The following is a 21,796-nucleotide window of genomic DNA, read 5'->3' as shown; positions in this document are numbered from 1 at the left end:
TTCGCGATGTGAGTGCGTGACGCACATCAGGATCGCCTCGCAAGAAAGATGGAAAAAGGACGCATCAGGGGATGCGCGGCCAAGGGTCGCCGTGAAGGCTTCGGCTGCCGAGCGGCCTGACATCTGGTAAGGTGGCGTAGTGTTTCGCGCGTATTGCGCTCGATCGCACGCAGCACCGTATAGAGATCGTCGTCGCCCGGGGCGTACTCGGCGAGCGGGAAGGATCCTGCCATATCGTCCCCGTCGAGAGCCTGCGGGGCCGGGATGTGCTGCCAGTTCTCGGTCGCATAGGTGATCGCCTCGAAAAGAGGCTCTGACAGGGACTCAAGAAATTCCGCCTTTGGCGGGATGAAGGAGCTATGGAGATCTGTGCATTTTTGCTGATCCAGATCGATTGGTCGCCCGCCAATTACCCTGAATGCCGCGCGCCAGGTTGAGAGGTCGTGCTCGGCTGCAAGATAGGGATAGCTGCCAGAAGAAAGCTGCTGATAACGCTCGATGAAGAATATCTCATGCGGCAGGCTGGTTGTGGGGTAGCGTTCGCTTTCCGGGGACGGGAACCAGCGGCTGAGGGAGAACACCTCGTCGGGCCGCAGGAGACTCATCCCTAATGCGCAAGTGCCTGACGTAAAGATCGCACAGAAAACGAGAAGCTCGGGGCGTGGCTTCTCTAGAATGGCTGCCGCTCGATCGCAGATCTCAACCGGAAGAATGGCGCGATCACCGCAATGTCGGAGATCACGCGTGATCGCACTCATATCGACGAGATAGGTATGGGCAGGATCTTCATAGCGCCTCAGCACAATCCCCTGCCGGCTCAGGCGGTAGCGCCACAGCGTGAGCGTGGCATCGACAATATCGGTTTGGGGTGCAAACACTCCTAGCGGGAAAACTTCAGGTTCGCCGTAAGCCTTGAAGCGCCTGCGAACGGCTTTTTCATACCGCTCCCTTGCCGTCGTCTGCCCCACATATGCCGTCCCATCCGGAAAGAGGAAGCATAGCGTGTGTTGGGCGTTGCTGGTGTCACCGGCGTGCCAGGTCAATCGCGCCATCCTATATCCCTCGCCTGCCGTCATGTTTTTGCGCTCCTTGCGCGCCCTTGATCATGACAGGGAACAATGTGAGTGCGAACGTCCGGTGCGTTGTCGCACTCACATCGTTATGAAGGATAGTGATCCCAGGAGGATCACCCCATGCACGTCCCGAAAATACTGAGTGTGTTCGCGCTGCTCACGCCTATGTCCGCTTTGGCACAGCAATGCCCGGCGCCCCCGTCGCTTGCGCATCTTCCCTCAGTGGAAGGCTCGTTGCCACCAATCCTCTCGGCCGAAGCGATCGCGTCCAGCCCCGCCTTGCAGAGACTTGCAAGCCACGGGGCGCAACTACGCGATCTTGGCATTTCACACGGCATGCAAGGGGTGTTTGCCCAAAGCGGCAAGCAGTTTCGCGTCTTCTATCTCGCTCCCGATGGTAGAGCAGAAATAGGCGGAGTGATGTGGGACGAGACGGGCCGCAACGTGACCCGCAATCAGGTAGAAAAAATTCCCGGCGTCATTCCTACCGTCACATGGACGCCGCCTCGAAAATCGAATCAGGCGAGTGCCGTGGGCGCCGCCGAGCCGGCGCCTGCCGATCCTGTCGCTCGCCTTGAAGCGACCGATTATGGCCTGGTCGGACGGGACGGCGCGCCACGGGTCTATATGGTCATCGACCCGCTATGTCCGTTTTCGCAACAGGCCATGAAGACGTTGCAAGGTGCCGTCGATGCGGGCCGCATCCAACTCGCTTTAGTGCCGATTGCGATTAACGATCACGAGAATGGAAATCAAAGCACCCCGGCTGCCAATGCTCTCATTACAGCTGGCCGCGCAGGAATGGACACAGCGTGGCGTAAAATCATGGAGGACGGCAAGCTGCCGGAAAACGCGGAGACGGACCCTACGGCCCCTGCCCAGCTGGCATTGAACATGTCAGCAGCTCACGCCATTTCAATTGGCGGAACACCCACATTCGTCTGGCGCAGTCATGACGGACGAGCCCACGCTCAGGCTGGTCTGTCCGACGATCTCGAAGCCTTCCTCAAGGCGATCGCCTCGTGAAGCCTGGTCTGTGGGGCTTCGCCCGCGCCACTGTCGTATTTATGGTGCTGCGTCCCATGACAGCGCCCTTTCTGGGCCCACTGAACACGCTTCGCAGAGCGCGCAGCCTATTGAAGGAGATGTCAGGGATAGCGCCCCAATCTGCCCCTGAGCAGGAAAGGACCTTGGATGTCCTGAGGGAGGAAACGCGTCCCCTGCGGCGCAGCACGCGCCGCCAGGCGCTGGTTTTCATGCTGCTGAGTATGGGTGCTTGGAGCTGGTGGCTAGGACATATCGTGCTGGGCCGGTGGTCGTTGATCGGCCTGCCAAGTTTGGAGACGATTTTGCTGTGTGGCGCGATGGGACTGCAATGTCTTGTCCAGAGCTACACCAATTGGAGGGCGCGAGGGTATGAGGGCGGGTTCGGCGTTTTTCTGACCAGCGGGCCGAATCTTTGGCCGAGATAGGCGACCGCTTGGGCCTTGTAGAGCGAGTCATCGATCCGCGTTTCCCACCCTACGCAAGTGCTGCGGAACTTGTCTAAGACACCCGGATTAAGTCGAAAAGACACCAGAGGTTCTCGTTCTTTGCTGCTCGGACGTCCAATAGGCAATGCCGTCTTTCACCGGCAATGCCAGATTGAGGAAATACGGGTCGAACGGTACCGTCTCTTAGCGTCGCTTCGTCCTTAGACTGGCTGAGCGCATCAGCCCCCTCCTCCCCTCCTTTTCGAGAACAGAACCTTCCACTGTTCCGGCGTGACATCCTCTCTCTTCACGGGCCTTACGACCGAGGTAGCACGCGCGATCATACTGCGCCCTCGCGCAAAATAGCGGCTTTCCGAGCGTTTAATAAAGACCTCGTCTGCCCCTGGAAAACGGAACAGGGCATCGATAGCGAGATCGGCGAAAACCGTCCGGGGCGCGCAAATACGCGCACGGGAGCGGCTGAACCGCTCCCCGGCCATAAAAATACAGGCGGGGAATTAGGGGATTGAACGATCCACGCGTGCAAGGGGCTTGCACACAGCTCGAGTCCATGTTTGGAAAGCGATCAGCGTCGTCATGAGTTCGTGTCTCTGTCGGCGTTAGCTTCGCTCGTGGTGTTAGCGCACCCGGGCGGAGCGCCCCCCTACAATGGCGGGCAACACGACTCTAGTACAGAACCGGCTGTCGTCCAAGCTTTTTACGGGAAAAGCGCAGAGCGAGGTGGCGATCGACTTTAGAACGTGCCGGCTTGGGACGCCCTGTGCTCGATCGACCAAGGCGCATGCTCGTAATCGGGCCGCTCGGCCTGATCAACAGGATCGTTCGGCTTGATGATGGTAGCAGATCTGGTCGCGATTGCCGGCTTCCAAATCACCGGCGTCGAGCCATAGGCTGCATAGGGGTCGCTATATCGGTTTGAAACATAAGGTGCCTCAGGGCCGCGGAGCGTGCCAGGATCGGCAACGTTAGGGTGCGTGCATGCGCTGAGGCCAAGGCAGATAAAGCTGGCGATGACGGCCTTATGCATCAATCGGCTGCCTCTATGCTGCTCTCGCAACGTGCTCTGAGACGCCGAAGCTCGCTCTCAGCAGAAAGCGCCCGCGCCTCCTGCTCCTCGGCATACTCAACCCACTGGCTATTGTTGCGCTCCATTTTCCTCGCTTCGTTTTCCCAGTGTTCCGCCTTCTTCTCTGCGACAGCTGTCTGCGCTCGCGCTTGCTCGTAGCTGGCGAAGAGTTGGTTATAGGTCTCGACCGGCACGGTGGCACCGCTCCCTTGGGCCTGCACAGTCCTGGTAAGACGCTGGATACCGCGGTTGATATCGCCGAGATGTCCATATTCCAGCATAGTCATAGACATGGTCTTATTCCCCTATCGGTCCGCTACCGTTCAAGAGAGCCTTTGTCGTGGAATCTAGCTCTTGCGGCTTATGACTGTCGATCTGTTTCTCGCCTTTTTCGCCGCCCAGACCATGGGCCATATCGCGAGCCAGCTCTCCACTTTTTTTAGCTATGTCACGCTGCCCCTCGATCGAGGTCTTCCCTGTGATCTCGTCACTATTCAAACGTCCGATAGAGGTCATGTTTGCAAGGGCAACGACATGATGCGGGATGATATTGATCATGCGAAAACAGACTCCGGCCCAAGCAATTTCAGCCGAAACGAACAGGGAGGTCAGCACGATCACACCAATCAGGTTCGTCACCAGATAACCAGCATCGAACACGAAGGCCGCTGCAATCGTAAATGTCTTGAGCAACAGCCAGGAGACGATTTGAAAAAGCGGATAGCTGACCATGAAACCCGCAATCATCAGCAGCGGGCGAAACAGGATCGAAAAAAGGATTTCATAGCCGCGGATGCCGCGCCCATGAATGCCGTCTCCGGCAAAAGTGAGATGTGCAAGCGCCCAGAACGGCACGCCGATGACGGCCTCGATGACAATCAGATACCAGCCGGCCACGCCCGCAATCCAGTAGAAATAGGGCATCATCGGCAGAATGAAGGCGAGACCGATCCCGGGCACGATCAGCCCGGCTGCTGCTGCGAAAATTGGTCCGAGCAATGATTTTACGACGCCGGCAAAGGGCGTCATGGCGAGCGTGCCCGCTGCACCAGCAAAGTTTCCGGTCAGCGCCTCGCCTGCCGCGGCGGCAATATCGGCCGTAGGGTTGGCAGCAATCGCACTGGCAGCGATAACCCCCAGCCCTGTATGCATCAGGAGATGCCCAAGCCCGATCAGCCCGGCAGTAGGGTCATTCGCACCACTGCCGCTACTGGGAGCGGCATAGTTCATAGCACCTGCCAGCAATCGCCTGTTGATACCGACAGCCTTAATGACCTTGGTCAAAAGAGAATAGGGATCGGCCGGGGTATTCGACTGTATGGCAGTATCAGGGTAGAGCGACGGAACGGTGTCCGGGGCCGCCTTGTCATCGGCCAGCCAGGCCCGGCTATTCTCGATTGCCTCATAGCGATGAATGGCCTCAATCATGCCGCCAAGATCCTGATGCAGCGCTCCCCCCATGCCTTCCCAGCTCGGCTTTTCGACGTCAGGAGAGAGAGCAGCAAGCGAGAGCACATCGCCGTTGAGCTTGGCAATCTGCAGATAATACGCGCCAAGTCCAATCCACCCCAGCCCGGACATTGCCGTCATCCCTGAGCCCTTGCCGGATTTATCGCTCTTGTCATAGGCCTTACGCATTTGCGCGATCTCGGCCGACGCCTCCCGGGTAATACTGTCACGGTAGGTCGCAGTATTGGAGGTCAGGACCGCATCCATGGCGCGTAACGCGCTCATCTGTCTAGTCGCCCAAAGATTGGCTGCGATCTGCTCCATAGGAGCGCGGACATTTTGAACCAGCTTTTGCAAGGAATCCTGGCGGGCCGCGGCATAATGAGACCAGTCGATCGCGCCAACTGGATTGCGCAATGTGGTAGAGGCTTGGGCGTAGGTGATTGGTATTTCGAGGCTCAGACTGCCGCACACATTGGACCCTGCCCCATCGCCTTCGGCAAGTGCCCAGTTGACGCTAACCTGTACGCCATTGCTGACGAATTTGGGTTCGGGAACTAGCTGGGTGGTGCCCTGGGTGGCCGTATTGGATGCCTGATTGATGAGCGCCCTGCAGAGTTCGCTTTCCATTACGGCGAGTACGATGGACTGGGTTCCGGGCATGATCGGGGTCGCCAGAGGCAGGGCTTCGGGGCCGATCTTGTTGTCAACGATAGCGTTACCGTGGACGGCGATGCCAAGCGACAATCGTGCCCAGCGCAGCACCAGATCCTGTCCGAGGGAGTAGCCGTTATCGACCGGCAAAAGCAACATAAGCGCCCAGGGTATTCTGACCGGTGCCCAGGCGCTGAAATGCGCTGAGCGCAGTTTCCCGCTCTCGGCGGTGCGATGCACCTGCATGATGGAGGCATAAAATAGATAGAGAGTGGCCAGAGACGTAATTAGCGCTGACAGATAACCGAGCAGAGATCCGATAACGGTTCCTGTCGTCCCGGAGCTTGGGAAAAGTCCGTCCAGCACGGTGGCAGACCAGTCCGATCCGGGATCAAGGGAGCCCCAGTTGATCTCTTCCGTCGTGCTCTGTCCAAAAGCGAAATCGGGACATGACACCATGCCGACAATGAGGAAGATTAAAAAGAAAAAGCTAGGACGGAGAGATGCACGGATCATGACGCGCTTTCACGATGGACGCTCGGGACGCGACAGAGCGTCGCGACCATAGGAAAGGAAAAGGCTTCAGCGGCTTTGCGACGGGCCGGTGTCGCGGTCATGACCCGGTTCCTTTCCCCGCAGATGATCCAAAAAACGGCGGATATTCTCGACGACTTTAGTGACGAACGCGCCTGCACGCTCGAGCATGTTGGCGCCAGGTTCGGTTGATGGAAGCTTCTCCAGCCTGTCGGCGAGAGGAGCCAGTGTCTCATTGGCCTTCCTTACCACGGAGGCTTCTTCCATGCCCGATTGACCGGCTTCCATATTAAGATTGCGTACACGGTTATTCAGCGTGCGAAGCGAAGACTGCAAAGACGCATGCTGTTCGGCGAGTTCGGGGTTTTCGGCAAGTGCCTTGTCAAACTGGCCACGCAGGCGGGCATAAGGCCCTTTCTCGTGCATGCCTGCGATGATTTCCTGGTGGGATTTACCGTCACGCTGCACGACCTTTTCGAGGTCTCCAATGAAGGACGCGCCTTTCGTGCGAAAGGCGGAGATATTGTCGTCGACTGTCTGGACGGCTTCCTCGACCTTGGTAGCGAGTTCCTTCATCCGCCTCTGATCGCGGGCGTCGCCCATGTTTTCGGTCCAGCCCGAAAAGGACGCTCCCAGATCCTTTCCCGCTTCAACCAAACGCTCGATGACGCCAGGGCCATCACGCTCGGGCTTAGGAGCCTGTGGAGGGAAGAGGCTCATTGCGGGGGCGGGAGCCGAGGTAAGAGCCGGGCTGGTGGCGCGCGGCTGCTTCTCTCCTGCCTCGGAGGGCGTTGCTTTAACTGCGGTTTCCGATGGTTGATCGATTTTTTCTCTGGTCGGCTTTACACTTTGAGCTGCCCGTGCCCTCTCCTGATCTTCCTGGCGCATACGTGCATCAGCTTCGCGTGAGAGCGCCTCGTGTTCTTCCTGCTCGGTCTGTGGCGGAGGTGTCTGCCGCTTTTCGCGTTGCGTCTTTCCTTCCTGAGCTGGAGCGGCGGCCTGTTGCTTGCTTGGTGGCGCGGCCTGCTCCCGGGGAGGCGGGCTTGCTTCCTGTCGTGGCTGTTCAGGCTGGACTGGGCCTGACGGTGCCTGACGAGGAGCGGCTTGCGCCGGTGCAGAATTGGGCGCAGGAGCCGCTTTGGCCTGGTCGACGCGCCATTCCAGCACGGCAATTCCCTTGACGATAGCGTGCGCCAATTGTTCTTCTGGCGGCAATTCGGCAACACGCAACGCTTCCTTGCGGAGTTCGTCCAGAAGGCCACGGTCGCGCAGGCCTTCCGAGTTGCGCAAAAGCGCCTTGACGTCATCGTTTTCCAAACCGGGCGGGCACATCGAGAGAGTGCGCATTTCGACGGCAACCTGCGGCGGGAGCCAGGGCTGTTGATTGGTGCCGCTTAGGTTTTTCCAGTCCTGGAGCAACCAGGCGACACCCACGCGAAAGCGCGGATCGTTTTCCAGCGTTGGATCCTGAGCGAGGCGTTCCCGCAGATCGGTCAGACGAGCGTCGAGACCACGATCGTTAGGAGAAACGGCCTGTTGCTGGGCGTCGAGATGGTCGAGCAGGGAGGCAACCATGGATTGTGTCTCGGACATGGCGGTGTCTTTCAGTTACTGGGACTGGGAACGGTCATGGGGGTGAATTTGCGCAGACGATCCCGCTCCATAGAGGATAGCTGCGTTGCCTCCATGAGGGCACGCTGCTGGTCGAGTATGAGCTGCTCGAGCATGATCTTATTGCGCTGTGCATCGAGAAGGGCGATCTGGATAAGCACGGACTTACTATTGGGCATCGCCTGCAGATCGCCCTGCCAGTCCGTGCCGCCAAGCTTGCGGTTGATATCGAGTTCCAGCGCTTCGAGCTGGGATCCCTTATCCGTGTCGATGCGTCCTTCGCGCGTGGCTTCGGTGCGTTGCGCGGTGGTGAGGGTCACGGTCGGCGCACGCCAGCCCTGTATATCGTCCGCCACATAATGGGAAAGGGCGAGAGCCGCGGCATAGGCACGGCGTTCTGGCAACAAGCTTTGGCCCTGGGGTGAGCGGATGGCATCGCCTCGAAGAGCGGGGGGTGCAACAGGCTCAATCAAGCCTTGAGCATAATCATTGGCAAGGTTGATCGCGTCCTGATTGGCATAGACGTCAGGCCTAAGGAGAGAGCCTGCATGCTGGTCTGCATTGATCAACGCTTCCGGTGCGGCGGCGCACAGACCCGCTTCGGCCTCGGCATCGTTGCAGTATTTAGCAAAGTGATGGTTATTCGCGGCTTGGGTTGCCTGACCCGCTCCGGTCCAAGAGGGCGTTCCCTTGCGGGCATCCGTGCGCCTGTTCTTGCCGCCATCAAGGGCGGCGGCCACCTGAACGCCCGAACGCGCAGCCACGACTGCCGCAGCCCCGTTCTGGAGATTAAGGCAGTCCTGCCGATTGACGGCATGCAAGTCGCGGACCTCGGCATTGCGCTCGTCGCGTAATGTCTGGGCCTGGACGATGTTGTTAGCGTCTGCGATCTTCTGATTGGCGGTCACACCGGCGATCGACAGCTTGCTCAGTTGGCCGAACCCGTTGCCTAGACCCGTGTTGATCAAACCCAGTGAGCCGTTGATAACCTTCTGAGCAGTGCCGATCACGGTATTCATGGCCGATTGCAAAGTGGAAATTGCGGTGATGATCGCTGCCGTGTCGATGCCGAACATGGCGTAGGCTGGCCGCGGCGCAAATAAGGTGCCGATCTGGAAAGCAATGACCAGCGCGGCGAGATTGCGTAGACTGAAGACCTTCACAAAATGCATGGCTCAGTTCCCCTGCATATGGGAATAGCCCGTCGAAGGCCCGGCAAGATCGAGCTCGTAGCCGGTTGGGAGCTGGGTCGATCCTTGAGCGTCCCATGAGCTCGATCCATTGGTATTGGTCCCGGCGGTAATGAGCGCATCGCCTCCTCCGCCAAAATTGAGGGAGGGGCAGAAATTACCGCTGCCGAGCGAGCCGAGACCGAAATTTGTATTGAGCCCGGTGACGGTCAGGCCGCATTGCGCGGAGCCCTTGAGATTGTCCCAGGCAGAAGTTAGCTGGGAGCATACTTTGCCCATGGCCGCCTGGGCGAGATCACCAATGTTGAGCCCGTTGGTAAGAACATTCAGCCCCAATCCACCGAAGATGTCGCCCAGACAGGTGAATTTCGAGATCGACTGAGGCTGCCTGATCGTCGCGTCGTCGGCCTTGATCTGATTGGCCATGCCAGTTGCTGCAGCACTTATCAACGCCTGACACCCCGCATCGCTGCTGTCGGCAGCAAGCGCGGCCGGCGGCACGGCCCAAAGCGTTAATACGGTCAAAGCACCGCCAAGGCACGAGGAGACTTTGCTGAAAACGATGTTCCTCATTGATCCCGTGCCTTGGGCCGGGCGCTTTGGGGTGCCGCCGCATCGGCGGTCCGAGGACGCTGCGCAACGATCAGAGGGCCGAGCACATTTCGAGCACGCTCGGGCGTCAGCCAGTCGGTGTGTACGTGCGAGGCTTGCATCTCCTCGGGCGGGGTAGTCAGCAAATCGGATGCAGGCAAGGATGGGACCTCCGGAAGTGTCCCAATCAGAATACGAGGCCGCGATGTGAGTGCCGCACATCTCATAAATTCGGGGCGACGATTCGTAGCTTACTGAAATTACCAATATGTCATTTCTGGGGCATCCCTGCCCCCGATCAAGCCATGCAAAAAAATTATTCCAGCATGCGCCAAGCGCATGGCTCGTTAATAGCGCCTTGTTTCACGGTGAAAAACAGCGTCATTTTCCGAAATATTCCGTTAAAAAAATATTGCTCAACTCCTTTGTCGTAAAAATAACGCTTGCGTCACGACTCAGCTTCCCGTTTTTAACCGTTGATTCGACGCGGTTTTTTGGCGGGAGGTAAGCGGGTGACACCAGAGAATGTTGTAGCCAGTACGTTAACGATGGTTACAAATCATATCAGCACCCCCCGCTCGCTTATAGCATATCAACCGTGGTTGATCGGTACGCTATCGGAATGGAAGGCCTCTCCGTTCTATAAGCCAGCAAAGCCACAGCGCAGGCTCTGGACTCTTCGCGACGAAGAAGTCGTTGCCCGTCTTTATCCGACGCCAATGCCCTCTCGCGACATCGCGAAACAACTCGATCGCTCGATAGGCTCGCTTCGTGCCAAGGCTCGTCAGCTCGGGGTACGCCGCCCTTCGCGCGTCAATGCGTCTGCCGTCGCCAGACCGAGCCCCACATCGTCTCCTGATCTATTCGTCAATTATGTTTCTCCGATTGAGCGGATAAAATCGCTCTTTCAAACACGTGGCAGCCGTCTTTCCTGGTCCAATGACGGGATCGATATGCTGGCAGATCTCTGGAAGCGCGGTTTCGCTGCTTCGCTCATCGCCGATCTGATCGGCACAACACCGGGCGCGATCCAGGAGCGTGCTGGCCGCGCAGGGCTCCCCGCCCGCTATGGCCTAACGTTGATCGAAACCAACGAAAAACACGACCCACTGGATTACCCAATCCACCCTGTGATCGACGCGCAAATCATACCGAGAATTGACAAGCGTACCGGCAAGCGTTGGTTCGTCCAACCCAAGGATAAGAGGCGGTTTCATCACTCCAGAGAGACGCGCATGCGTAATGCCCGTATCGCCGACAACGAAGTCGATATGGGCTCAGAGTACTCTGATGCCAGTGGCGTCAATTGAAATGCGCGGCTCGCATAGAGCGATAGAGCGTCTGCTCGTCGATCCCGCTTTCCTTCAGAAACTCTCGCGGTGGGCTATCCTTGCGGCACTTTTGCTCGGTGCCGTTGTCGTGCTGCAAAGTATCGTGATTATCATCCTTGCAACGCATGCACCACGCATCAAATATATCTATCACGACGGTTTCAATAAACCTCGCGAATTGCTTGTCACCGACCAGCCTTATTTCACCAATTCTCAGGTCATGAACTGGACCGTTGATAAGGTAACGACGCTTTATACACTGGATTTCGTCCATATTGAAAAGCAGCTCGACGCCGCTAGCGGCGCCTTTGCACCTCCTGCCTGGAATGCTTGGGGGCAGTCATTTCAGGGGTCAGGAAACATTCAATATATCAAGGACAGACGCGTCTTCGTCACAGCCACGCCGCGCGGAGCGGCTTCCGTCCGCTCCGTTGGCGTAAAGAACGGCGTCTACTTCTGGAAAATCGATTTTCCGATGGATCTGCGTTTTGAAAACGAAAGCGGTTCGAAGAATAATCTCCTGTCCGTACACGTAACGATCTCAAAGACGAACGATCCCCTCCATCCGGATGGGTTGGAGATCACCGAACTTAGCGCCCCGCTGGCCGATCGCGACGGCTGATATGCGTTTTCATCCTTACCTGCTTGGCGCGGCCCTCGTATGTTCCGGTATGACAACGAGCGCCTTTGCGCAGCAGGATCAGCAGCAAAAACCACTCGATCCGATATACGCCGATCTCCCTCCGCCTCCTGGGGCGGTTCAGAACGCCTATCATCAATATGATGAAGGTGAGCGTCTCAAGGACGGCGCGGAAGACCCTTACCGTATGGCCGTGCCCCAGTCGCGCTCTGTTACCGTATCGATGCAACCGGGCGGGCAGACCAATATCGTGCGCCTCGCTCAGGGCTATCCGTCGTCGTTGACATTTCTCGACAGTACCGGTCAGCCCTGGCCGATTGCGTGGAACCTCATGACGAACAAGACAGCCGATTGCGACCGTCAGGGCGGCGGCGAAAACGCCGCCATTCGCGCTGTTGGGATCAATGCCTGTGTCCCTGTCGCGGGATCGAACGTCGTCCAGCTCACTCCACTTTCCCGTTACCCGCGTGGCGGTGTCCTGATCAGCCTCGAGAAAGCCAGACAGCCGATTTACTTCGTCATTATTGCCGGACCCGGAGTCTATGATGGCCAGATGACTGTGCGGGTCAAGGAACGCGGGCCCAGAGCGCAGGATCTACCCGTTCTGGAGGCAGATGCCCCCGAAACAGGCGCGCCGTGGCTTACCGCGCTGCTGGATGGTGTTCCCCCTGAGCAAGCTACGCCGCTAACTGTAACCGGTGTCAGCGCGGACGACCTACGCGCCTGGCGGTATCGCGGGCAGGTTTTGTTGCGAACCCGATACGTACTCGATTCACCCGCGCCAACCGCACATGAAACCGAATACGGTGTGACTGCCTACGTCCTGCGCGACACCTCTCGTCTTCTGATGACGGTTAATGGCCAGCTCACCGGTATTTCTCTCGGAGAAGAAGGTCCATGAGCGAAAGCAATTCTTCCGAACAGGACGCTCTCCGCAATCCGACCCGCGCTCCGACAAATTTCGGGCAAAGCGTACGCGGCGCACGCAGACTGCTCCCTTGGGTAGCGGCTCTCTTTATTGTCGTCGTTGTCGGCATTTTCTGGCTATCCGGCGGTCGCCATGACGAAAAGCCACGGTCTGCCGCTTTTACACCCCCGCAACTCCCCGTACCCGCCGGGGGCGAAAACAATTCTGCGGTCATGGACAAGACCACACGCGATGCGGATCGGGCTGCGGCTGAGAAAGCAAAGCGGGAACACAGTTCCTACGCCAGCCCCATACAGGGGAACTCGCCAACGGGGTCGGGAGACGGCGAACTGGGCGACACGCCGATGGACAAGACCAGAGGCGCCGCAGCGGAGGAAAAGCTGCGTACGGATGATGCGCCTCCCGCGGCGTCAGCAGCCAAGCCGGGCACAACGCCGGACAAAGCATCAACACCGGGTGCTGGTGCTGCAGCTGCGCCAAAATCGGAGGCGCCCGCGCTTGGTTTCACGGTTGACGACAATGCGACGCCCTCTCGTCCACCACGGCCTGACTCTTTGTCCGATGCGCAAAAGGCCGAACTTTTTGCGCTATGGGGTGGCCATCCCGCACGTCTGGATGTCGTGCTAAAGGGAAACGCCGACGGTGCCGGCAATACGGGCGCCAGCACATCGACGTCCGGATTTGCATCCCCATCAAGTGCAGCAGATGGAACAGGGAGCGTTTCGCAGACTGCGAGCTCGGCCACGTCAAGCGTGTCTGTCACGCAGCGAAAAATGCTGCTGCGCGGCGGTCGGGGCATTTATGGCCATGCGGTGCTGACCGTGAACAGCGACCTTGGAAGCGATGTCTTACTCGAGGCCGATAGCGGTCCCTTCGCCGGGGCAAGGATGACCGGGACGTTCACGATGCAAAGCGATCTTCTGGTTATCAAGATCACGAAGCTTATGATCGACGACAATCCGCCCATAGCCGTCAACGCTTTTGTCGTCGCCCCCGATAGCGGCGAGAGCGGCGTTGCAACGCAAATCAATGAGCATCTTGTGACGCGTGTTGCTCTTCCCGCGGCGGCTGCCTTCGTGCAGGGGCTGGGTACGGCACTGCAGAACAACAACACGCAATCCTATACAGCAGGGCTCGGGCTGACGTCCTTCACGCATTACACCCTGCCCCAGCAGCTAGGCATGGCAGCTGGGGCAGTAGGACAGAACCTCGGTCAGTTCCTTCAAAAACAGACACCCCAAAAAGCCACGGCAAAGCTCACGCAAGGGGCTGCGGTCGGTATTGTCTTTCTCGAGCCTGTTTACGCGCCGTAACGACGACAAGCCGAGCCGCACTCACATCGCGGTCCGGTACCATGCGGGTATCGAAGGAAAGGAACAGCCTCATGGCCGCAGTTCAGTCAAACGAGAAGGGCACGCACAAGGTCACGCAATTGCGCACGCCACCGCGTGCAGGCGCCGAGACCGAAGACGTGCCTGGCGACGACACAATCATCGAGACAGATGCAACGCCTACGGTCAGCAAGGCACGTCTTGCCAGTCCAGAGCCCCGGCGCTCGCGCTTGCGCGGACGTGCCCTTTCGGTTTCCGTCGTTCTCTTGGCTGGTGTGGCTTTGGGTGGCGCGGCACTTTACGGGATCAGGACGGTGACGCAGCATGGCGTGACAGTGCCTTTCGTTAATGATCGAGCACCCGCCCTCCCGTCGCCTACGACAACGCCTCGTCGCGCACCCGCGCAATTCGCTTTCGATAGCGCCCCCATGCCGCAGCCGGGGCCGCAGGCGACAAATATGCAAGGCGTTACGGCGTCGGCCGCGCAACCGGCCGCACCGATTGGCGCAGAGCCCACGTCGCAACCCGCGTCTGCGACAGTGGCTGGTGGTCAGGCGGCGCTGATCCTCGAACTCGCGCGCCAGATCGGTGCGGTTAAAACGCAGAACGAAAAGATGGCGGCAGATCTTGCAGACGCTAAGAAGGAGCTCGCCACCCTGGTTACGGATAATGCCGCCGGGTTCGGTACGGTCAACGGCGCGCTCGGCGAAATCCGTCATCGCGTCGACAGGATCGATGACAGCCTACGCGCGCGCGCCGAGCCCGCGACGACAGAGCCTTCTGAAAAGCCCGCTCAGGCCGCCGGCGCTAAAAATACAGCACCTGCCGCCGCCAGTCAGCCACACCCGCCCTCTCCTGCAGCGTCCGCAACCGCGGCCGCGGCAAAAACCAGGCCAGCCGTGCCTCTCCCCGCCCGAAAGGCCTATCGCGTGACCTCGGGTTCCCCCTCCGTCGCCCTGATTGTCGGCAATGATGGCCAGACGCGCATGGTTCATCCAGTCGGCATGGCAGAGCTGCCCGGAGACTCCTCGCTGCCCGGCTGGGGCGCCATCACGGAGCTGCGCCAGGTCGGCGAGAACTGGGAAGTCGTCACTGAACACGGCGTGATCCGCTAAACGTGGTCGGCGTTCTTTCCTTCGCCTCGTCGCTGGGCAATGCAATTGGCTGGCTACTCCCGACCCTGTGCTACATCGTCGGCGGCTCGATGATGATTTCCGCGATCTGGGGGTTTTACGCGCGCTCGACGCTGCAGAACGGGCTCGTCACGAAGGGATTTGCCCCCGAAATCCTGTTCCTAAGCTCGGGCATTTTCCTGTGCTTTCCAAAATTCCTGAACACGCTGAACGCGACCTTGGGCTTCACCGCCACCGCATCGCTCGTTCAGGGACAGGATGGCAGCGTAGCTCCTTACAGCTTTGACGCAGCTAGATTTACCCAGTCGGTATCCCAAGGCCCAACTGCGCTGATCAAGACGATGATCGACGTCTTCGACCCGTATTTCATCAGCTATGGCGCGCTGATCGCCTTCCTCATGGTCAAACGCGAGACTGATCGGGCCCGTGGCCGGAACGATTCGACCTCCGGCGTCAATATGACGGGGCTGGCTTGTTCGTTGATCATGATGAACGTCGAAAAAATCAGCCAGTTCGGCACCTGGGCCACCCACAACCATTGATTTTCTTCAACTAAAAGGGCTTTTTCCGATGACCAAAATCTCAAAGGCACGCCTTCTGCGCCGGCTGCTGCATCCCTCCAGCCTCTTTCTGGGTGTTATCGCTGCGGCCATGCTCCTTATTGGCGCACCTCACGCACAGGCTCAGGCGATCGACGAAATCGTCCGTACGGGCACAGGGCACATCAACGATTCTGCAGCGATGATTTTCAACACCATCTGCTGGGTAGGTGGCGGAGCATTGTTCATCATTTCAGGTTTCGGTTGGTACAGGCACTCTACGGGACCGAACGCTGGTATGAGCTGGGGCAGAATTGGCACAGGCGTGGCCGTTGGCAGTTTCCTCGTCATGATGCCGTTCATGGTGCGCACGGCGACCTTCACATGGTTCGGTACTGGCGCCAGTGTCGACGGCAGCCAGCAGATGATGCGTTTCGACAAGTAAAGCTACCTCATCATGCTCGATCTCGTCCGCTACGCGCGCGCTGATAAAGAACTGAATGCACAGAAGCTCGTGGGGCCAAAGTCGACAATCTGCGCCTGTTGCCAGCATATGCCCGCAACGGCGACGGTGGGTGACACAACGCTCTGTCCAACCTGCCTACCTGCCTTTGCCCTGGATGCGAGCGGGATCGATCACGTGGCCTCCCTGATCTGGCTTCCCCAGCTCGAGCAGGGCGTCCTTTCCCGCCTTGTCCTGACCCTGCACGTCACCTGCGCGCGACAAAGCGTCACGGTTCGCACCGCCGCCACAGGTGAGGCTGGCATTGCGGCGATGAACTTCGAGCTTCTCAAGAGACGTGAAACTGCGCTCGTCAACAGAATCGGCACAGCGAAGATTTCAGAGTTTCGCGAGGCTTGCAAAGAGCTGAAAATCGACCCTGTGCAGCGTGCGCATTTCGTGAACGGGATACGCGTCCTGCATCATGGATGCTGGTTCGGAGACGCGCCCCAGCTCTATGATAACTACCTCCGCGCCCTCATAGGAGGTGTGCCGTTTTGAGCGATCACCCAACCATCCCAGCACCCGCGCCCAGACTGTTCAGTCGCGGCTTCCTGCCGCTTGTAGTGCTACAGGGGCTTGGTGCGGCCATCTGGAGCCGGTTCCGTCTCCCCCTTACAGCGTTTTGCGATCTGGCAACCTGCAGCGAAGCAGGTCTGATTACCTATGGTGGGGATTACGCCTCCATCATCCGTATCGACGGCATGCGCAAACTTGCCACTCGCGCAGAAATCGAGGACCGCGCTCGCGACATTTGCACCCGCCTCGGATCGTCTTTCGAGCAGCCTGGCCATGCTGCGCAATTCGTCTACGTCAGTGATCCCCATGGGGCGGGAGACACAGTCGCGCGTTGGATTGAGGATCGCAAACGTCTCGCCAGAGGATTGAACGCCAATTTCGATGACATCTTCGCAGAGCGTCTCAAGATCCTGCCCCAGTATATGCGTCAGGAACGGATCTGGCTCGTTCTGTGGACCCGACCGGGCCGTCTTTCCCGCGGAGAGCGCCGCGCGCATACAACGGACAAACAAAAAGCCGCCGGGGCTCTGCCGCCCTTCGGGGATGCCCAGAACCCGCTTCTGCATGACCCGGCTCTTGCCGCCATTCATCATGCATTCGTCCGTAATGTCGCTCAGCTTTTCGCTGATCGTGACGTGCAGACCGAGGTTCTTGAATCAAAAGCCGCGCTGAGGATCATCAGGCAGGAACTCTATCCCGAAACGATCGGCAGCGACTGGGATCCAATAACACCGGCAGATCCTCCACCCGATACGCTGCCTGACGAGGAGCGTCCCCGTAATGCAGAAGCCTCACTATGGCCCTCCTTGCGTGAGCAGATCTTCTGTGGCGACGCCGAAACGGATGGCTTTTCTGCAGCTCGTCTTGATACGCGGCTCTGGCTGCCACTGGACGTTAGGAGTATCGGCCAGGTACGCCCGCCGATCGTCGAACTTATCGCCAATCGTGGCGCACGGTCCCAGCCTTGGCGCTTTTCGGCCCTGATCGAGGGGGCACCTCCAACATTGATGCTCTGGAAAAAGACCTTGGCCGGCATGCTGCGCTTTGGTGCGAACAAAACGGTCTTTAATGCCTTCGAACAGATCGACGCGATGCGCGAGCGCCGTACCGATGCGATCGTCAAGACACGCATGAGCTTTGCGACATCGGCCCCTGATGGAGAGATTGAGCTTTTGCGCCGGCGCGCATCAAGCCTAGGTCAGGCCATTGGAACCTGGGGCGGCATGTCTGCGACTACCTTATGCGGCGATCCACTCGCCGGTACACTCTCGAGTGTGCCGGGCCTTGCAATCGCGTCTACGGCGCCCCCAACCGCGGCACCGCTCAGCCAGATCATGACCATGATGCCGTGGGCGCGCGCTGGCATGCCTAGTAGTGAAGGCGCTGCCCTGTTCAGAACGGGCGATGGAACAATCGTGCCGTACGATCCTTCAGGGCGGGACCGTAGTGCCCAGCTTGACCTGTTCATCGGCGGCTCGCGCACCGGCAAATCGGCCCTCATGAACCTGCTGCTGCTCGCGACCATCACCAGCGAAGCCATCATGACGTCGGACGGTTACCGCATGCCGCTTATCGGCAAGCTCGATATCGGCGATTCCTGCAGTGGCTTTGTCGACATGGTCCAATCGGCCCTCCCCGCCGATCAGGCGCATCTCGCGGTGCATATATCCCTGCGCCTCATCGATGAACACGCGATCAATATCTTCGATACCGAGCCCTGCTGCCGCCGACCGCTCGATTATCACCGCATGTTCCTGACAAATTTCCTCAATCTGGTCTGTGCCAAACCGGATGGTAGCGCGTATGACGGCATGAGCCAGCTGCTGCACGACGCAATCGACGCCGCCTATGCTCTTCGAGGGGATATCGGCCCCAGTACCAAGCCCCGCAGGTACCAGCCACGGGAAGAGCCGGTTGTCGCGCGCAAGATCGCGGCACTCGAGATCGAGCTTCCGGCCAATCCGACCTGGTGGGACGCCGCCGACGCACTGGGGCGTGCCGGTGATCTCCATGGCGCCAGTCTCGCCACCCGTCGCGCCGTCCCGACGATAAGAGATTTAATCGACATTCTGTCTCTCTCTGGATCGATCAGCGCGGACTACAGAATGGTCACGCCCGGAACAGGGAACGAAAACATTATTGATACCTGCCGCCGCTACCTCACCAGTTTTATCAAGCAATATCCGACCCTGTGCCAGCCGACGCGCATCGATCTCGGCGCGGCACGGATTGTCGCACTCGATATCGATGCGATTGCCCCCGAAGGCAGCACGCCCGAGGCGCGGCGCCAGAACGAACTGATGTATCTTCTCGGCTTCAATATCGTCTCGCGCCAGCTTTTTCTGGTGCCAGAACATGCGGATCAGGTGCCCAAGCACGTAAGAGAGGCGCTGCGCGCGAAATTCCGGGAGATTTCGGAATCGTTCAAGCGTCTTGAATGTGACGAATTCCAGCGTACACAAGGCGCGCCTTACGTCCGGGCACAATTCGAGGATGCCGCCCGACGGGGCGCGAAACGGAATTTCACGATCGGCCTCGCGAGCCAGCGCTTGGTGGATTTCGGCGACTATCTTTGCAATCACTCCACCGGACGCTTCATCCTCAGCACAGACGGCCCCGAGGAAGCAGCGTTGTGTCGGGAGAAATTCGCCCTTACCAATCAGGGTAATGCGCTACTCCAGACACTCACAGGACCTCGCGATGACGGAAGCGGCTCACCCTTCCTTCTGCAGATCAAGATACGCGACCAGATTTATGAGATGTACCTCGTCAATCTGATGGGACCGGTCGAACTCTGGGCGCTGTCAACGAAGAAAGTCGATTCAAGTCTGCGCCGTCGTGTTTACGATGCCCTGGGCTCGACGACCGCCCGGCAACGACTGGCGCGCGTCTTTCCTCATGGCTCTGCCGCAAAAGAAGTCGGGCGGCGCCAGGCAGCCCGCATGAAAGCCGACTTATCAGAGGAAATGGTTCGTGCGGGCGTTATCGACGAGATTGCGCTTGAGATCATCAATGGTGTCGGTCTCGGGGCCGTTATTCGAGACGACACGCACTCACATCGCGATGAGGCACACTATGTCTCATGAACCACGCGTCTCAACGTCGACATAGACTCTGCGCCACCCTGGTTGCGCCTGTCCTCATATCTCTCGCAGGATGTGAAGCAGAGCGAACCGCGCCTGTCGCGCTCGAAGTGCCAGGACTACCGAGCCCTGAACGCGCCTTGCAAGAGGCTCTGGACCGTACGCATGGCTTCATGGCGAGCCTGAACGAGCGGATTGCAACGCCGGCGCGACAGGATCTCCCACTCTCAACGACAAACATCTATCACGGAGGCCCTCTGGTGCTGCATCCCGCCGGCCCCGATAATAGGGCTGCGCCAGGCGGCGCTTCGCACGGCGAAGCAACACCGCGTTTTCTGCGCTCCGGGGCAAGCTGGTTCGGCTATGCCGACGGCCCCCCCCGTATTCATTGCCGCCCCGGACAGATTTGCGTCGTCACCCTGCAGGCCGGCGAGCGCATCGAGGATAACAGCCTCGAAACCGATCGCGCCGCCGGATGGAGCGTCACGATCGTTAAAGGCACACGGGGCGTCCATGCGAGCTGGGCCGTAGCCCTCACGCCGCATATCGAGGCGACGCCCGCAGTGCTTCATATCGCAACCACGAAGCGTCATTACACCCTCGTGCTCGACCCGACGGGCGACACGATGCAGGCAGTTCGCTTCCTCTACGAGCGAGACGACCCGGACACGCAGCCAGAGCCTCCGGCCGATGCCACGAGGAGCAACGCCCTGCCTTCCCTCTCCCGCAACAGCCCGCCTGCAGGTGCGCCAGATTTCGACTTCGTAATCTCAGGAGCCAATCCAGTCTGGAGGCCATTGCGCATCTACCGGCAAGGCTCGCGCACCTACATCCAGTTTCCGCCCGGCGCGATCGTAGCGCGTCCGCGCCTCGTCGTTCTGGCGCCAGGCGGCGGCAAGACCGGCGATTATCGTACGGTCGGAGATTCCTACGTCATCGACCAACGCATTGAGGATGCCCTGCTCATCGGCGCCGAGCCCGATGCGCCCAGCGTCCGCTTAACCCACAGGAGGGCGCCATGATGCGTCGCGTAGCAGGCGCAACCGCCATGCTGGTCTCTCTTGTCGCCTGCACAACAGGCGATGAAGCGCGAACTTCTCACATCGACATTTCCAGTTTCCGCGACATTTCGGCGCTTACCGTTTTTATCGCAGATATCCTCGCCGAGAGTCTTGATGCGCCGAAATCCACGCTCCGCCTCGCCCCCTTCATGGGGCAAGACCCAGCCCATGCAGAAATCCTCCTGACTGACACATTGAGGGAGCGCGGCTTCGGCATTGCTCCTGATGGGATGGCTTACCCAGGCGCGCATGCGGTGCGGTACAGCGTAACGCCGGTAGGACAGAACATCATGCTGGCGCTCGATGTCGATGATGCTTCAGCGACCTGCCTCTATAACCACGCGGCCGATGGTGCGACGCAACGCGTCGGTCAATGCACTGTCCGCAACGGGCTCCACCTAACGCTACGCATTCCGCCGCAAACCCTCCCCGGCCCAGTGGTCAAACCTGAGCCAGTTACGGCGTCCCCTCTCCCATCTACCGCCACACCTCCGCGCCCCGAAGTGGTTAGGGGAGCGCCGATGGTTCTCTCTCCTCTTGCATCAGCCAATCCGGTGCGCAGCGCTGCCGCTCCTATCACGGTGCAACAGCCGATTTCGGTTCCTCCGGCGTGGCAATCCACATGGTCTCTGGTGGAGGGACAGCCCATTCGCGAACAGATGTTGGCTTGGGGTGATAGAGCCGGGTGGACCGTGATCTGGCCCAAAAATATGAACTGGGTGGTACCCGTGACCACAACGTTCTCCGGACCCTACGAGCACACTGGTCCCGCCGGAAATGAGGATGGTGTCTTTTCGGAGGTTGTTCGTGCGCTGGCCTTACAGGGTAAATCTTTGAGCCTGAAATTCTGGACGACAAACCACACGGCTGTCGTTAGCAACATGGGAACCAGCCAGTGATATCCTTCTCTGTATCACATCGTCTCGCTGCCGGTGTCGCACTGGTTGCCATCCTGGCCGGATGCCAGGACTTTGAAGCCGCGAAGGGCCGGGAGGATGAGACGCAAAAGGTCATCAACTCCGAGCACCTCCCCCAGACAGCCTTGGTCAGCACTGTTGATGCTCCCTA

At 59.1% G+C, this 21,796-nt stretch carries 20 protein-coding genes; 12 read left to right on the top strand and 8 right to left on the bottom strand.

Annotation, left to right across the window (positions count from 1 at the left end):
* Nucleotides 1–26: 26 nt before the first annotated feature.
* On the bottom strand, nt 27–1,052 hold the full coding sequence (locus tag AA105894_RS12830) for a hypothetical protein (RefSeq protein WP_267312095.1): 1,026 nt from the start codon (nt 1,050–1,052) through the stop codon (nt 27–29).
* A 141-nt stretch (nt 1,053–1,193) separates the two neighbouring features.
* Here AA105894_RS12830 and AA105894_RS12825 point away from each other — a divergent pair, with 141 nt between their 5' ends.
* A complete protein-coding gene (locus AA105894_RS12825; RefSeq protein WP_267312094.1) occupies nt 1,194–2,099 on the top strand; it encodes a thioredoxin domain-containing protein in 906 nt (301 codons plus the stop codon).
* Nucleotides 2,100–2,463: 364 nt separating this feature from the next.
* On the opposite strand, the gene AA105894_RS16020 is transcribed toward AA105894_RS12825, so the two are convergent.
* The 7 genes from AA105894_RS16020 to AA105894_RS12795 form a co-directional block, all read right to left on the bottom strand.
* Nucleotides 2,464–2,691: a BrnA antitoxin family protein gene (locus AA105894_RS16020; RefSeq protein WP_373316780.1), complete on the bottom strand. Its 228-nt coding sequence runs from the start codon at nt 2,689–2,691 to the stop codon at nt 2,464–2,466.
* Between the two features lie 608 nt (nt 2,692–3,299).
* The gene (locus AA105894_RS12820; protein WP_267312093.1) at nt 3,300–3,593 is read right to left on the bottom strand and encodes a hypothetical protein; all 294 of its coding nucleotides are present in this window, start codon (nt 3,591–3,593) and stop codon (nt 3,300–3,302) included.
* The gene (locus AA105894_RS12815; RefSeq protein ID WP_267312092.1) at nt 3,593–3,925 is read right to left on the bottom strand and encodes a hypothetical protein; all 333 of its coding nucleotides are present in this window, start codon (nt 3,923–3,925) and stop codon (nt 3,593–3,595) included. The genes AA105894_RS12820 and AA105894_RS12815 overlap by 1 nt, the downstream gene beginning before the upstream one ends.
* A 4-nt stretch (nt 3,926–3,929) precedes the next feature.
* Entirely contained in the window at nt 3,930–6,194 is a 2,265-nt protein-coding gene (locus tag AA105894_RS12810) for a DotA/TraY family protein (RefSeq protein ID WP_267312091.1), read from the bottom strand.
* A gap of 123 nt (nt 6,195–6,317) precedes the next feature.
* Entirely contained in the window at nt 6,318–7,862 is a 1,545-nt protein-coding gene (locus AA105894_RS12805) for a hypothetical protein (RefSeq protein WP_267312090.1), read from the bottom strand.
* An 11-nt stretch (nt 7,863–7,873) separates the two neighbouring features.
* The gene (locus tag AA105894_RS12800; RefSeq protein ID WP_267312089.1) at nt 7,874–9,052 is read right to left on the bottom strand and encodes a hypothetical protein; all 1,179 of its coding nucleotides are present in this window, start codon (nt 9,050–9,052) and stop codon (nt 7,874–7,876) included.
* Between the two features lie 3 nt (nt 9,053–9,055).
* Nucleotides 9,056–9,571, bottom strand: a complete 516-nt coding sequence (locus tag AA105894_RS12795) for a hypothetical protein (protein WP_267312088.1) — start codon at nt 9,569–9,571, stop codon at nt 9,056–9,058.
* A 692-nt stretch (nt 9,572–10,263) separates the two neighbouring features.
* Between AA105894_RS12795 and AA105894_RS12790 the strand changes: the two genes are divergently transcribed.
* The 11 genes from AA105894_RS12790 to AA105894_RS12740 all read left to right on the top strand — a co-directional run bounded on the left by AA105894_RS12790 (nt 10,264) and on the right by AA105894_RS12740 (nt 21,627).
* On the top strand, nt 10,264–10,971 hold the full coding sequence (locus AA105894_RS12790) for a hypothetical protein (protein WP_267312087.1): 708 nt from the start codon (nt 10,264–10,266) through the stop codon (nt 10,969–10,971).
* Complete coding sequence (locus AA105894_RS12785; protein WP_267312086.1) at nt 10,952–11,614, top strand: DotI/IcmL family type IV secretion protein; 663 nt, start codon at nt 10,952–10,954, stop codon at nt 11,612–11,614. Before AA105894_RS12790 ends, AA105894_RS12785 begins: the two co-directional genes overlap by 20 nt.
* A 1-nt stretch (nt 11,615) precedes the next feature.
* Nucleotides 11,616–12,533, top strand: a complete 918-nt coding sequence (locus AA105894_RS12780) for a DotH/IcmK family type IV secretion protein (protein WP_267312085.1) — start codon at nt 11,616–11,618, stop codon at nt 12,531–12,533.
* Nucleotides 12,530–13,873, top strand: a complete 1,344-nt coding sequence (locus AA105894_RS12775; protein ID WP_267312084.1) for a DotG/IcmE/VirB10 family protein — start codon at nt 12,530–12,532, stop codon at nt 13,871–13,873. Before AA105894_RS12780 ends, AA105894_RS12775 begins: the two co-directional genes overlap by 4 nt.
* A gap of 71 nt (nt 13,874–13,944) precedes the next feature.
* Entirely contained in the window at nt 13,945–15,006 is a 1,062-nt protein-coding gene (locus tag AA105894_RS12770; RefSeq protein WP_267312083.1) for a hypothetical protein, read from the top strand.
* A gap of 2 nt (nt 15,007–15,008) precedes the next feature.
* Entirely contained in the window at nt 15,009–15,566 is a 558-nt protein-coding gene (locus AA105894_RS12765) for a hypothetical protein (RefSeq protein ID WP_267312082.1), read from the top strand.
* Nucleotides 15,567–15,594: 28 nt separating this feature from the next.
* Nucleotides 15,595–16,008 carry a hypothetical protein gene (locus AA105894_RS12760; protein WP_267312081.1) on the top strand — a complete coding sequence of 138 codons (414 nt, stop codon included), beginning with the start codon at nt 15,595–15,597 and terminating at the stop codon, nt 16,006–16,008.
* Between the two features lie 12 nt (nt 16,009–16,020).
* On the top strand, nt 16,021–16,566 hold the full coding sequence (locus tag AA105894_RS12755; RefSeq protein ID WP_267312080.1) for a hypothetical protein: 546 nt from the start codon (nt 16,021–16,023) through the stop codon (nt 16,564–16,566).
* Nucleotides 16,563–19,670: a type IV secretion protein DotO gene (locus AA105894_RS12750; RefSeq protein WP_267312079.1), complete on the top strand. Its 3,108-nt coding sequence runs from the start codon at nt 16,563–16,565 to the stop codon at nt 19,668–19,670. The genes AA105894_RS12755 and AA105894_RS12750 overlap by 4 nt, the downstream gene beginning before the upstream one ends.
* A gap of 137 nt (nt 19,671–19,807) precedes the next feature.
* Nucleotides 19,808–20,689 (top strand): TrbG/VirB9 family P-type conjugative transfer protein, encoded by an 882-nt coding sequence (locus AA105894_RS12745; RefSeq protein WP_267312078.1) that lies wholly within the window; start codon nt 19,808–19,810, stop codon nt 20,687–20,689.
* On the top strand, nt 20,686–21,627 hold the full coding sequence (locus AA105894_RS12740) for a TcpQ domain-containing protein (protein ID WP_267312077.1): 942 nt from the start codon (nt 20,686–20,688) through the stop codon (nt 21,625–21,627). Before AA105894_RS12745 ends, AA105894_RS12740 begins: the two co-directional genes overlap by 4 nt.
* The last annotated feature ends 169 nt before the right edge of the window (nt 21,628–21,796 follow it).

This window comes from Asaia spathodeae NBRC 105894 (assembly GCF_025994195.1).
In the GTDB taxonomy this organism is placed as follows: Bacteria; Pseudomonadota; Alphaproteobacteria; order Acetobacterales; family Acetobacteraceae; genus Asaia; species Asaia siamensis.
The sequence above is the reverse complement of the archived record's forward strand: the minus strand, read 5'-3'. Positions and strand labels throughout refer to the sequence as shown.